This is a genomic window from Hydrotalea sp. AMD (assembly GCF_004100315.1).
GTDB lineage: Bacteria > Bacteroidota > Bacteroidia > Chitinophagales > Chitinophagaceae > Hydrotalea > Hydrotalea flava.
The window spans coordinates 42899-57702 of record NZ_SCKY01000024.1 but is presented as its reverse complement, the minus strand read 5'-3'; the positions used below and the strand labels follow the sequence as shown (position 1 = coordinate 57702).

General features: G+C 36.7%; 8 protein-coding genes. 6 read left to right on the top strand and 2 right to left on the bottom strand.

Annotation, left to right across the window (positions count from 1 at the left end; all coding sequences use genetic code 11):
* From EO766_RS15135 to EO766_RS15120, 4 genes are all read left to right on the top strand, one after another.
* Nucleotides 1–421 (top strand): transposase (locus EO766_RS15135; protein ID WP_287100932.1); only part of this gene is annotated, 421 nt, incomplete at its 5' end.
* A gap of 90 nt (nt 422–511) precedes the next feature.
* Entirely contained in the window at nt 512–2563 is a 2052-nt protein-coding gene (locus EO766_RS15130) for a T9SS type B sorting domain-containing protein (protein ID WP_074420449.1), read from the top strand.
* Between the two features lie 15 nt (nt 2564–2578).
* Nucleotides 2579–3562 carry a PorP/SprF family type IX secretion system membrane protein gene (locus EO766_RS15125; protein ID WP_074420448.1) on the top strand — a complete coding sequence of 328 codons (984 nt, stop codon included), beginning with the start codon at nt 2579–2581 and terminating at the stop codon, nt 3560–3562.
* Between the two features lie 229 nt (nt 3563–3791).
* Nucleotides 3792–6563, top strand: a complete 2772-nt coding sequence (locus EO766_RS15120; protein ID WP_074420447.1) for an OmpA family protein — start codon at nt 3792–3794, stop codon at nt 6561–6563.
* A 293-nt stretch (nt 6564–6856) separates the two neighbouring features.
* Here the strand turns inward: EO766_RS15120 and EO766_RS15115 are convergent, their stop codons facing one another.
* A complete protein-coding gene (locus EO766_RS15115) occupies nt 6857–8011 on the bottom strand; it encodes an MFS transporter (protein ID WP_074420785.1) in 1155 nt (384 codons plus the stop codon).
* Nucleotides 8012–8224: 213 nt separating this feature from the next.
* On the opposite strand from EO766_RS15115, the gene EO766_RS15110 reads away from it, so the two are divergent.
* Entirely contained in the window at nt 8225–11149 is a 2925-nt protein-coding gene (locus EO766_RS15110; RefSeq protein WP_074419603.1) for a SusC/RagA family TonB-linked outer membrane protein, read from the top strand.
* A 24-nt stretch (nt 11150–11173) separates the two neighbouring features.
* Entirely contained in the window at nt 11174–12478 is a 1305-nt protein-coding gene (locus EO766_RS15105) for a RagB/SusD family nutrient uptake outer membrane protein (RefSeq protein WP_074417787.1), read from the top strand.
* Nucleotides 12479–12530: 52 nt separating this feature from the next.
* On the opposite strand, the gene EO766_RS15100 is transcribed toward EO766_RS15105, so the two are convergent.
* Nucleotides 12531–14780, bottom strand: coding sequence for a Tex family protein (locus tag EO766_RS15100; protein ID WP_074420786.1), 2250 nt, complete (start codon nt 14778–14780; stop codon nt 12531–12533).
* Nucleotides 14781–14804: the final 24 nt, after the last annotated feature.

Below are 14804 nucleotides of genomic sequence, written 5' to 3'. Positions count from 1 at the left end.
TAAAAGGGAATATTTTTATGGGGTAAAGGTACAGTTGATTACAACCAAAAATGGTATACCGGTTGAAATTTGTTTTTCACCTGGTAGCGAACATGATGTAGAAGCCTTGCAGAAAATGTTTATGGATCTGCCGCCAGAGAGCTCTTTATTTGGAGACAGTGCCTATACAGCATATGAATTAGAAGAATTATATAAAGAAACTGAGCTGATAGAGTTAAAAATATGCAGAAAATCAAACAGTAAAAAACCAGATAAACCTTATCATGCTTTTATTAAAAATGCAATGAGAAAACGTATAGAAACCACTATTAGTGAAATTGTAGAAATGACACCCCATTCTATTCACGCAGTCACTAAAGATGGATTCTTACTTAAAATATTACTATTCGTTTTAGCTTTTCAAGTAAAAGCAATCGTTTAAAATAGGAAACTTGAATTAATTAGTGGAAATAATATTGACCAAACTGCTTTTAACCTCAAGGCATATGGTTATGATAAGGTAAATCAGTATTTGTATTCAATCATTAACAAAAGAATTATTCGGTACGATTTAAAGAACAAAACCAGTACCGAAATTTTTGCCAATAACTGGCCGGGATGGCCTGGTAACTATACCGAATTTACGTATGACTATACCAACAACAGGCTGATTTTATGGCGTGCAGGAAAAGACAATGTTTATGCAGTACCGGCTACCGGTGGTGCATGGACACAAATAGGCAACGGTGCTTTTGATAATGCTGACTATAACGCCAGCTCATACTGGAATCCCATAACAAATAGTCCCGGTTTTTATGGAGGTTATGGTGGGTTTACTGTTAAGAACTGGATTTATGAAAATAATTTATCCTGGATACAAAAACGCCCCAATTTAAGTGATTGTAATCCACCAAAAGGTGGAAATTTAATGGGCACATCTGCTGATGGGAAAACTTTATTTTTATTTTCGGGGCAGGGTAGTTGCGATGGGAATGAATTAAGCGGCACCTGTTCTTTAGGAAGTCCTTGGGCTACAGCCAATGGTATGTTTTGCTGGTTGAAAGATTTATATGCATTGGATTTAAATACGTATACCTTTACCAATATTTTGCCCACTAATAACAGCACTATTCAATATGAAGGTGCTATGACTTACGATTATGACAAGAATAGATTTTATTTATTCGGTGGATTTCAACCAACAGGCGATTACCCATTGAATCAATATTTAGTGAATACCAAAAAAACTTTTCGGTTTAACTGGGGAACTGATAATGGATTCAGTGAGTTTGTAGGAACAGGTGCAGTACCACCTGCTGCTCCTTTAAATGCATCCAACGGTTATGCATATTATGATCCGGTTGATAAAAGAGTGATATGGGCTAGAATCGATGGAATTTGGGCATATTATCCTGATTCTTCTCTTATAAAACAACCCAAACCAACATTAGTATGGTCTACCGGTGATACTACTACTACCATCAAAGTTTATCCTTCACAAACTACCACATATTCTGTTACCTATACCGACAGTCCTTATGTTTGTAAAGATCAGGTTACAATAAAGGTGGATGCGCTAAAAACTTTGTTAGCTGCTACCACAACTGTTTGTAATGACACTTCTAAAGTATTGAATGCCGGTACAGGCTTCACCAGTTACTTATGGTCAACCGGCGATACAACGGCATCTACTATTGTTGATTCAAATGGAGTATATAAAGTTAAAGTAACAGATAGTATTTGTACGGTTACCGATAGTACAAAAGTTCAATTTGCAACAAGTCCGAAACCTTTTACCATTCAGGCAACATCAGATACAGTTTGCCCGGGTACAGCCGATACATTATCCATAGTGAATCCTGAAACAGGCGTAAATTATAATTGGTATAAAGTGGGTAACAATACACTTTTATTTACTGGTACTTCATATACAACACAACCCATTAGTCAGGCTACCAATTATGTTGTATTAGCCAACACAAATCCACCTATTTGTGCAGCTACAAATGCATCTATTGGCATTCAGGTAGCTTCTGCATTAAGCACACCCGTTGTTCAGGCAGACACCATAACCGCAAACAGTGTTTTGTTTAGTTGGTTACCGGTTCCCGGAGCAGTGAGTTATTTAATCAGTTTAGACAACGGTGCCACCTTTCAGTTACCCGCTGCCGGCCTCACTGCCTTAGAAGAATTGGTAACCGGATTAGGACCCAACCAAACTATCAATTTTAAAGTAAAAGCCTTAGGTAAGTTGGCTTGTCAGGAAAGTGCACCGGGCAGTATTACAGTTACAACTTTAAACCCTATTGGTGATGCCATTTTTATTCCTAATTCATTTACGCCCAATGGAGATGGTAATAATGATTTATTCTTTGTTTATGGGAATACTATAAAGACAATGAAATTGTCTATATACAATCAGTGGGGGCAATTAATTTTTTATACTTCCACACAATCTCAAGGATGGGATGGAAGTTATAATGGTACAAAAATGCCGGTAGGTGTATATTATTATTCCTTCGAAGCAACATTACAGAGTAATGAAAAAGTAAAACGAAGGGGTTCAATAACACTTATTCGTTAAGGAAATCAGGATTGTATGATTAAAATGAGATACTTAATGATTGGTTTATTATTTTGCGTTTCTATTGCAGAAGCGCAAATAGACCCTCATTTTACACAGTATTATGCAAGCCCTATGTGGTTAAATCCTGCAATGACAGGGGTAATAGACGGAGATTATCGAACTACAGCTAATATTCGTAATCAATGGGCATCTGTTGCTACACCATTATTAACGAAAGGGATTAGTTTAGATGCAGCATTACCGAATAGTTTTGGAGTTGGTTTAATGGTTTTAAATCAATCAGCGGGCGATGGTGGTTATAATTACACCAATAGTTATTTATCACTTTCTTATCAAGTTCATTTAAGTGAATATAAAAGATTAAGTGGTGGATTTCAATTCGGATTTATTTATCGGGGTGTTGATCCTTCCAAACTAAAATTTGGCAACCAGTTTAATCCATTGGTAGGTTACGATCCCACCTTTCCGTCGAATGAAATTTTTTCAAAAACATCAGCATATACTTTGGATGGAAGCGTTGGCGTAATGTATTATGATGGTGATCCTAATAAAAAAGTAAATCCATTTATTGGAGTAAGTTTATACCATCCCACACAACCAACTGATAAATTTTTACAAGCCAGTAATAGTTTTATACCGGTACGTTATTCCATTCATGCAGGTACCAGAATTGCAGTGAACGATTTATTGCAATTAACGCCACATGTTATTTATGAAAGACAGGGTGCTGCATCTGAAATTGCCGGTGGATTATATCTAAATTATACACTTGATTATACCAAAGATCTTATTGCAGGGGTTATGTACAGAAACAATGATGCCATTGCGCCTAATATTGGAATTAATTTAAATGGTTTTATTGTGGGGCTTAGTTATGATATCAATATTTCAACCCTAAACAGTGCGTCGGCTTACCGGGGCGGTTATGAAATTTCAATCAGTTATGTACATCGCAAAAAAATACCGGCTACTAAGTTTATTTGTCCCCGTCTTTAATCCAACTGCTATTCAGGTTAGTGAATTGTTATTCTGTTGCATTACAGAATAACTTTTTTATTTTAATACTGCACACTTTGCATGCTTCGTCGGTATAATTTCTAATAAATTTTCAAATATGCAATAAATGTTACCCACATAATGTTAAAAACTTATTGGGCTGTTTTTACATCCTTCCTGTAAAGTGTGCCTATATTCATACATAGAAAATCTCTTTTATAACATTAGCATGCTGTATAGAGTTACATTACTAACCTGTTTTTTATTTAAACGCATTACTATATTTTTAGTGGTGTTTTTTTGCGTATCTGTTGTAAATGGTCAATCTGTCAGAGCTTACACGAAAAGAGCAGACCAGTTGTTCAAGGAAAAAAATTATTATGGAGCTGCACAGTTGTATCATAAAGCACTTAATGGTAACATTGCTAATGGGAATGGAGTATTGCCTTATATACCTGGAGTGCATAAAAGCGGCAGAAAGCCAAAAGGGGCAAAAGAAATTTATATTACCCATCAATTAGCTGAATCATACCGGTTATACCACGATTATCAGGATGCTTTGCCAAACTATGAACGATACCTAAGTCTTGAAAAAAAACCGGATATCATGGCCTATTTATGGTATGGAATATCACTGCGTGCCATGAACGAACCGGATAAAGCGATTAAAGCATTATCGAAATTTACGGCAGAACATACACAGGAAGATGCTTACTCAGCTTTGGCTTTAAAAGAAATGGCAGATTGTCGTTTTAATATTGAACAACAACAAAACCTGCAACGTTTTTCAATACAAAAAATGCCTGCACCTGTGAATGCGTTAGGGTCTAATTATGCGTATACTAAATTAAATGACAGCATTTTTGTTTTTAGCAGTTCCAGACCAGATACTGTTGGAAAAAATAAACAGGTAGTCTACCGATCAACACTGTATCAGTTTAATACCAATCAAAACAATATTAGTAAAGCTTTTCCGCAAGGTTTAGCTTATGATGCTGCCGCAGCACAGTTTTCGGCAGATGGATTGCATATTTATTTTACCGGATGGAATGAAGATCAGCAAAACGAAGCCAATAAATACATCATATATGCCGCAACACGTTCAGGTTTGGATGCTCCGTGGGATGCGCCTTATCCTTTAGATACTTTGGTGAATGCAAAAGGCCACAATGCACGTCATCCATTTGTTACAAGAGATGGTAAATTTTTATTTTTTGCTTCAGACAGGCCCGGCGGCATGGGAAAATATGATATCTGGAAAATTGCTTTAGAAGATGGTTTACCAACCGGTACACCTGATAATTTAGGTGCCGCCATTAATACCAGTGAAGATGATGTTGCGCCAGTTTTTATTGCGGATAGTGCCCTTTTGTATTTTAGTTCGAATGGAAGAGTTGGTTTAGGTGGTATGGATATTTATAAAAGTAAAGGCAACATCGTTACCAACCAGTGGAATACTGCTCAAAATTTGGGATTACCCATTAACTCTGTAAAAGATGATATTTATTACAACAGCATTGGCGATGCCGATACTGCTTATTTTACTTCCGATCGTGAATCACCCTGTTGTTTAGAAGTTTTTCAGTCTATTAAATTACCACCATTACCAGATACTTCAAAAGAGTCAGCTATTGATACATCAAAAGCTAATCAAACAGATAATACTACTGTACAAAATGCACCCCCTGTTATTACAGTGCCGGTAAATAAGTTAAGTGATGAAGAACAAATGCGCAGGCATATACTCGATTCATTAAACAACGCAACTGTAAAAAGAGTATCTGTTAATTTTGATTTCTACAAAGCGAAAGTACGTTCGGAAGACAGGAATAGTTTAGATACCATTATACAATTATTGAAAGAAAATTCGGAATTAAATGTAGTAATTGGTTCGTTTACCGATTGCAAAGGCAAATTTGAATTGAACCTGCGTTTATCGAAAGCCCGTTCATTGGCAGTAAAAATGTACCTGATTAAACATCATATTAATGCATCCAGAATTAATGTTGATTTTTATGGTGAACAGCATTTAATATTGCCTTGTAAAGATGATGATACTTACGATACTGCACAACAAATTGTAAATCGCAGATCGGATGTAATTGTAACCAGATCTAAAAATCCCAAATGGGTTCCATCAGGTAAGGAGTTGGATATTGACCAAATTTTAGATGATATTAGAAATGGAAGGCGTCCGTACAGATTTGAGCCGGATGAACCCACAACTAAATCCAACAACAATTTAAAAGCAGAAAGACAATTACTACGGGAAGAAAAAGCACGAGCCAGAGCAGAACATTTAGCTGAGGTGAGAGCAGAAAAAAAATTAAAACAACATAAGCAGGAAGAAGCTGCACGCTTAAGAAGAGCAAAAAAGGTAAGGGAAGCAGCTGAACACAAAGCCAGATTACAGGCAGAAAGAAAAGCCAAACGTGCAGAAGCATACAAACAAAAAAATCAACAAACTGTTGCGGATACTAATCCGTATGTAACTGCAAAACCATCAAAAGTTAACAATAATGCAGCTATTACTAAAAATAATATACCACCGCATATTGGAAACGAGTTGTTACAAAAAGACAAAAAAATTGCCACACTCGATTCTATTTCACAAATCAAGAGCAGATTGTTGTTAACTGCCATTAATCACAGATCCATCAATCAGGTGTTTACGGTTTATACTACCTCCGATTCTGTACATGTTGATTTGTATGACAATGGGACTTTTGATCACGATAGTGTATCTGTAATTTACAATTCAGAAATAGTGGTGTACAAACAGGAATTGAAAACTGATAGAGCCATTACTTTTAAAGTGCCAGTAGAGCCGAATGAGAAAAAGAATGAGATGATATTCTTTGCTGAGAATTTAGGCGATATACCACCTAACTCTGCATTGCTGGTAATTACAGATGATCAGGGAAAACGCACTGAAGTAAGTATTTCGAACGATTTAATGCATAATACTATTATTTACTTTGTAAAATTGAAGAAGCAATAATTACTAACCATTTCTATTCCTTTGGTATTGCAAACCCTTTTTAAATTTTGTTTGAAGAGGGTTTTTTATATACAACAGGTAACTGGATGAACGGGAAACGCGTAATCATAAATTTTGGATGTGATGAACATGTATACATGTATGCCTGCTGCCAAATTTTCGGAACGATGAAGTGATTGCGACGCAACAGGCGATGCCATGTAAAACAAATGCCGGTATTATTATTTTATTGAGCTGGCATTGATGCAAGAAAATGGAGAAGCCAATTTATATACTATATAAAAACCGATGATTTATTTTTTGCCTGTTAGCAAAAATATAATCCAACCTAAAATAATTAAACTAACGGATCCGGCTATTGCACCAGGCCACAATGCCCATTTCCAAAGCAACAGCCCCATTGCAGAACCCAATGTGGTGCCTACAAAACTAAGACTCATGAAAATAGTATTTAATCTATTTCGGGCTTCGGGCATCAATGCATAAACCCTTGTTTGGTTGGTAACGTGAACGGATTGCTGTGCAATATCAATCAAAATGGTGCCAATAATCATCAGTATAACACTGCTTCGGCCAAAATATAAAACCGATAAACTTATGAGAAACAGCAATAACCCTACTTTTAAAGTGTTACGTGGTGTGCCCTTATCGCTTAATTTACCAACAAAAGGTGCAGTTATGGCACCGGCCGCACCGGCAATACCAAATAAACCAATTTGATGAGTAGCAAAATGAAAGGGAGCTTTGGAAAGCAGTAAAACCATGGTTGTCCAAAAACTGCCAAACACGGCAAAACAACACATATTAATGGCAGTAGCTTCTCTTAAAATAGGTTGCTCTTTAATCAGATGAATTAAAGATTGCATCAGGTGGCCATAGTGGCCTTCAAAAACAACCTGATTTTGAGGAAATCTTTTTTGCATGAAAAAGGCTAAAAAAATGCACAGTATGGCTGCTATCCAAAACATACTTCGCCAACCCAGCCATTCTGCAACAGCTCCACTTAATGTTCTCGAAAGTAAAATGCCCACCAAAAGCCCACTCATAACGGTTCCCACTACTTTACCTCTTTGAGTGGGATCGGAGAGGGTAGCTGCCAATGGCAGAATAAGTTGTGGTACAATAGAGCCTGCGCCAACAAAAAAACAGCAAATCTGCAAGGTTAAAAAATTGGGCGCTTTGGCTACACCTATCAAAGCAACAATTGCCAATACTGTGGTGGCAATAATTTGTTTACGACGCTCCATCATATCACCTAAGGGTACTAAAATCAGGAGCCCTGTTGCGTAGCCGGCCTGTGTTAAATAGGTTGTGCTTCCGGCTACATTTTCCGGCACATGAAAACTTTGTGCAATTAAAACAATCAGGGGTTGTATGTAATAAATATTGGCAACAATTAATCCGGTGCAAATGGCCATTAAAACCACATCTTTCTTTTGTAAATGCATGGCGCAAAATTGGGGATATTGTATGTAGTCTGCAAATTCTGTTTTGAATACATTTTTACAATGTTTTTTTAGCTGCCAGAGATCGTAAATATGGATGATATTTTATATCAATTGCTAAATTATTTAATTATGATAAAAATATTTAAAAACGGTTTTAAATTCAATAATAATAAGCTATTTTTAAGATTCAGATTTTTCACCAAAACTACACTTATGCAAAACAAATCAAGTATGTTGCTATTGTGTTGGCTATTGTTGCTTTTGCCCGCAATAGCATTTGCACAACAAAAAAACATTAGCGGAAAAATTACAGACCAAAATGCAAGTCCTGTAGCGGGCGCCAACATTGCAGTAAAAGGCAGTACAGGTGGTACTATGAGTGATGCGCAGGGTAATTTTTCATTGAAAGTATCTGTTGGTGCAACCATTGAAATTAGTTTTACCGGTTTTAGAACACAAACTTTAAAAATTACGAATGAAACCAATTCCTTTAATATTGCTTTAAAGGAAGACTATGCTCGTTTAGATGAAGTAGTTGTTACGGGTTTGGCAACTACAGTTAAAAGAAGCAATGCTGCCAATGCAGTTGCTGTAATTGGTGCCCGTGAGTTAGCAGGTACGGCACCGGCTCAAACTTTTGATGCTGCTTTGAACGGTAAAGTAGTGGGGGCAAATATTATTGCCAATTCAGGTGCGCCCGGTGGGGGTACATCTATTAAATTACGTGGAGTTACTACCATTTTTGGAAATTCGCAGCCCTTGTTTGTGGTAGATGGAGTAATTGTGAACAATTCAGCCACTTCTGCCGGTTTGAATGCAGTAACTGCTGCTGCTACCGCCGGGAATTCATCCAATCAGGATAATGCATCGAATCGAATTGCTGATTTAAATCCTGAAGACATACAAACTGTGGAGGTATTAAAAGGTGCTTCTGCTGCCAGTATTTATGGTGCACAGGCTGCTGCCGGTGTGGTCATTATCACCACAAAAAGAGGTCGTGCAGGTAAAACGCGTTTTAATCTTTCACAGGATGTTGGATTCAACTCAATTATTAAATACTTAGGTCAGCGACCATTAACCGATAAAATAGTGCAGGATCAGGGTTGGGATGTTGCAGCTTATGATGCAGCCAAAGCAGCAGGAAAATTATATGATTATGAAAAAGAAATGTATGGACAAAAAGGCTTTATTCGCGACTCCCGCTTATCTATTAGTGGCGGAAATGATAAAACCACTTTTTATATGGCTGGTGGTTTACGAAATGAAGATGGAATTATTAAAGGTACCGGATATGCTAATAATTCATTGCGGGTAAATATTGACCATCATATTAGTGATAAAATTAAACTAAGTTATAGTTCAACTTATATAAATTCATCTGCAAACCGAGGGCTAACCAATAATGATAATGCCGGTGTTTCATTTGGAGTGGCATTATCTTCTACCCCTTCTTTTGCGCAATTGTTTCCAGATGCCAATGGTATTTATCCCAATAATCCTTTTGCGGCTTCCAATCCTTTGCAAACAAGAGATTTGATGACGAATAATGAATTAACCAATCGGTATATTGGTGGAGTAAATGTAGAAGCCATTTTGCAGGAGTCAGCAAAAATGACAACAAAACTCATTGCACGTGGCGGTTTAGATTACTATAATTTAAAAACAACAGCCTTATTTCCATCTTCATTACAATTTGAGGTGAACACTACAAAGGGACATAGTATTCAGGGAAATACTAATAATGTAAATACCAATTGGGCTGGCTTTTTGGTAAATTCTTATAAGCCTTCAGATAAACTTTCATTTGTAACTACTGCCGGTATTACGCATGAATTTGGCAAGTATGATAATATTCTGAATGTTGCAACGCAATTAATTGGTATACAAACAAATCTTGATCAGGCAGGCGCCATCAATGTATCGCAGTTTAGAATAAAATATAAAAACGATGGTGCATTTGTGCAGGAAGAATTTGCTTTGAATAATTATTTGAACATCACTGCCGGTGTTCGGTTTGACCAGTCAACCAACAATGGGGATTATAAAAAATACTTTACTTATCCCAAAGCCAATGTGGCCTGGAATTTATCTAAAATGAATTTTTGGAAAAGCAATACCATTAATGATTTGAAATTAAGAGTTGCTTATGGTGAGTCAAGTAATTTTCCTGCTTACATCAGCAGATTTACACCACTGAATTCTGCTAATATAGGAGGTTATGCAGGCTCGTTGGTAACTACTGTTTTAGGAGATGGCAACATTGGTTCAGAGCGGCAAACAGAATTAGAGGCTGGTGTGGATGTAAGTGTTTTAGAAGGTAAACTAAGTTTGGAAGCAACTTTCTACAATAAAGTAGTGAAAGACTTACTGTTACAAGGTCAGGTACCTGCATCAACCGGTTTTAGTACCCGCTATTTGAATGCAGGCAGTTTAAGAAACAGAGGTGTTGAACTAAGTTTAAAAGCCATACCGGTAGATAATAAAAATTTCAGATGGAGTTCAACTACTAATTTTTGGATGAACCGTTCATTGATTACACAGTTAAATATACCTGCCTTTCCGTTAGGTGCATTTGGAACCACTCTGGGTACCTATTTCATCCAGCAAGGTGCCACTGCTACCCAAATTGTAGGGCTGAATGGGAATGGTGGAGTTGGTAAACTTGGCGATGCTGAGCCCTATTTTCAAATGAATTTTCTGAATGATTTTACCATTCACAAAAACTGGTCATTGCGCTTTTTAATACATTGGAAACAAGGTGGCGATGTGATTAACTTAACACAGTTGTTAACAGATTTAGGTGGTACCAGTCCTGATTTTGATGTACTGCAAAGCAATGGCAAAACTGCAGGAGCAAACAGAATTGCAGCTTTAGGTGTTTCATCCAGACCATTTGTGCAAAATGCAAGTTTTGTAAAATTCAGAGAAATTGGTTTGTATTATACGCTACCATATAAAATAAAAAATATTGACAGAATTCAGTTAGGTGTATCCGGTAATAATCTTATTGTAATTACGCCATATGTTGGTTACGATCCGGAAGTCTCAAATTTTGGTGTGGGTTTCTCATCCGGAGTTGATGTAACACCATTTCCAACATCTAAACGTGTTCAGTTTCATGTATCCATTGCATTCTAATTTTATAAATAAAAATATTTATATATGAAAAAATATCTTGTACGAATCGGCATCATTAGTATATTTATTCTAATGAATACTGCCTGTAAAAAAGAACCCATCCCTTATTTGAATGGCCCTACTTCACAACAAATAACCACAGATGCTACGATTAGCGAATTGAATAATCTGGTAACCGGTACTGAATCGTCTTTGCGCAATAATGTTTCTATATATTTGGATGTGGTAAGCATGATTGGACGAGAAGGATATCGTTTTTCCGGTTCTGAACCGCGTTATACATCCGACTTACTGGGCGCAGGGAGTGCAATTTTGGATAACAATACATTTTATTTAACCAATCCCTGGGGTTCTCGTTACAATACCATTCGTAATGCTTATATCTTAATTCAGGCAGCAACGAATTCATCTTATTTAACTGATGCACAAAGAAAGGCTTATACCGGATGGGCCAAAACCATTATTGCGTATCAACTGTTATTGAATTTAAATTTAACCTATGAAAATGGTATCAGAGTTGATGTGGCTGATTATAATAAGATGGGACCGATAGTTAGTTTGAATGAAGCATTAACGGCAATCACTAACTTGTTGAATCAGGGCCAGGCAGATTTAAACGGAAGTAATGTTATTTTTAATTTGTCATCTGGGTTTAGCGGCTTTACAACAGCCAGCGGTTTGGTTCAGTTTAACAGAGCTCTGGCTGCAAGAGTAGATGTTTATCAACAAAACTGGACGGCAGCTTTAACTGACTTAAATGCATCATTCTTTAATTTGAATGGAAATTTTAATACAGGTATTTATCATGTTTTTTCTACTGCATCCGGTGATCAGTTAAATCCACTGTACCTGCCTTTAAACAATACCGGTGAAAATCGCCTGGCGCAACCATCCTATGTTACTGATATTGAGCCTGGTGATGACAGAATTCATAAAGTAGCTTTACGATCAGCACCTGCTACACAAAGTGGTTTAACCAGCAATTACGATTTGGCTATATTCAAAACAAATATAGATCCGGTTTCAATCATTCGTAATGAAGAATTGATATTAATTTATGCTGAAGCAAAAATTCAAAGTAATGCTTTGACCGATGCACAAACTGCTATTAATATTATTCGTAACGGGCACAACTTGCCGAATTACAGTGGCCCTTTAACACAGACAGCCTTGCTTACCGAAATGTTAAAACAAAGAAGGTACTCATTATTTTATGAAGGATACAGATGGATTGATGTGCGCAGGTATAATTTACTGAACACATTGCCTTTAGATCGCCCTACCGATCATATCTGGAAAGAGTTTCCTTTGCCTTTCTCAGAAAATTAATTATACTAATATTTTCAGAAAACAACCGCAGTTGAATTGCTGCGGTTGTTTTTTATTTGCCAAACTTCTTTTTTAATAATGAAAGTGCATCGGTAACGCTTAAATTACTTAAATCGTCAGTTTGCTGATGCTGTTTTTTGTGGATCGGTTTATTTGTTTTTTTATACTGTTGTGGTGTTTCCTCGGCCTGTTTAATGGATAGGGCAATTCTTTTTCTGGTTGCGTCTACTTCTAATACTTTTACTTTTACCTTATCATTTAGTTTTAATGCTTCTGATGGATCTGAAATAAACCGATTGGCAATTTCACTCACATGCACCAAACCATCCTGTTTTACACCAATATCCACAAAAGCACCGAAGCGGGTAATATTGGTAACAATACCGGGTAAAATAACACCCGGTTTTACATCATCAATGCTGTAAATACCTGCAAATTCAAATTGCTCTATTTCATTTCTGGGGTCTAAGCCGGGTTTTTTCAGTTCATTTAAAATATCCTGAATGGTTAAAGTACCAATGGTTTCAGAAATGTATTTTGAAGGTTTTATTGATTGCAATAAAGTTTCATTACCAATAATGTGTTGCACATCTGTTTGTAAGTCTTTGGCAATTTGTTCAACAATTGGATAAGTTTCCGGATGCACGGCACTGGCATCTAAAGGATTATCACCCGCTTGTATCCGCAAAAAGCCTGCACATTGTTCAAAAGTTTTTTGACCTAATCGCGGTACATTCAATAATTGCTTTCTATCGGTAAATTTTCCAATGGTGTTTCTGTATTCAATAATTTGTGCCGCCAATGTGCCACCAATACCGCTTACATAACTTAATAAATGTTTGCTGGCAGTATTTATGTTTACGCCTACCGCATTCACACAGTTAATGACAGTCTGGTCAAGCTTTTCTTTCAATCTGAATTGATTTACATCGTGCTGGTACTGGCCAACACCAATGCTTTTAGGATCAATTTTCACCAATTCGGCCAGAGGATCCATTAACCTTCTGCCTATACTTATTGCTCCGCGAACCGTAACATCATAATTACCAAATTCTTCTCTGGCAATTTCAGAAGCAGAATAAATAGAGGCACCATCTTCATTTACCAAAAACACCGGCAATCCTGTTTGCAGTTGTTTAATGAATTGCTCTGTTTCCCTACCGGCAGTACCATCGCCAATTGCAAATACCTGAATAGCATATTTTTGAATCAATGATACAATAACGGTAGCGCTTTGCTGTTTTTTGTTGGCTTCATGTATATAAATCAAATCGTGGTGTAATAAAGCTCCGGTTTCATCTAAGCAAACTACTTTACATCCGGTTCTGTAGCCGGGATCAATTGCTAAAATTCTTTTGCTGCCTAATGGCGCACTCAACAATAGTTGTTTTAAATTTTCAGCAAATACCTGAATGGCCTCCTCATCTGCTTTTAGTTTTAAGGCGGTTCTTAATTCCGATTCAAGACTAGGCTGCAAAAGTCTTTTATAGGCATCTTTAATGGCTTTTTTGATTTGTTCGGCCGATGGGTTTCCAAAAGTTGTAACATATTTTTCTTCTATAATAGCAATGGCTTCCTCTTCGTTGGGGGCAATGCTGATTCGTAAAAACCCTTCTAAAAATCCGCGAAGTATTGCCAGGATGCGGTGTGAAGGAATTTTGGAAACAGGTTCCTGAAAGTCAAAATAATCTTTAAATTTAATTCCCTCATTTTCTTTATCAGTGAGTACCTTACTTTGAAATATCGCTTTTTGTTCAAACAAATACCTGAGTTTGGCTCTTATTTCAGCATCTTCATTTATGGTTTCCGCAATAATATCTCTGGCGCTCTGCAGTGCTGCATTGGTATCTGTGATGGTTTCATTCAAAAATTGAACAGCAGCCTCTTCGAGGTCAATATTTTTTTGTTTCAGAATTAAGGTGGCTAAAGGTTCTAATCCATTTTCACGGGCCGTTTGAGCTTTGGTTTTTCTTTTGGGTTTAAAAGGAAGATATATATCTTCTAAAGTTGCAACGGTGGTGGCTTTGTTTAATTGTTCCTGTAAAGCCGTTGTCATTTTTCCCTGTTCTGTAATAGTTTTTTCAATACTGGCTTTTAATTGGAAAAATTGTTGTAAGCGTTTATGCTCTTCCTGAACTTTTTCAATTTGCACTTCATCTAAACCACCGGTACGGTCTTTTCTGTATCGGGCAATGAATGGAATGGTGGCACCTTCGGTTAATAACTGAATAACAGTTTCAACCTGCTTCAATGAAATTTGAACGTTAGCAGCAACCAGCGAAATAATGTTTTGTTCAGACATAGTTTTATGAATTATTTATATACA

Coding starts and splice junctions, on each gene's coding strand:
- EO766_RS15115 (WP_074420785.1), bottom strand. CDS start 8,011: ATGCATTTACAAAAGAAAGATGTGGTTTTAATGGCCATTTGCACCGGA.
- EO766_RS15105 (WP_074417787.1), top strand. CDS start 11,174: ATGAAAAAATATCTTGTACGAATCGGCATCATTAGTATATTTATTCTA.
- EO766_RS15125 (WP_074420448.1), top strand. CDS start 2,579: ATGATTAAAATGAGATACTTAATGATTGGTTTATTATTTTGCGTTTCT.
- EO766_RS15110 (WP_074419603.1), top strand. CDS start 8,225: ATGCAAAACAAATCAAGTATGTTGCTATTGTGTTGGCTATTGTTGCTT.
- EO766_RS15120 (WP_074420447.1), top strand. CDS start 3,792: ATGCTGTATAGAGTTACATTACTAACCTGTTTTTTATTTAAACGCATT.
- EO766_RS15100 (WP_074420786.1), bottom strand. CDS start 14,780: ATGTCTGAACAAAACATTATTTCGCTGGTTGCTGCTAACGTTCAAATT.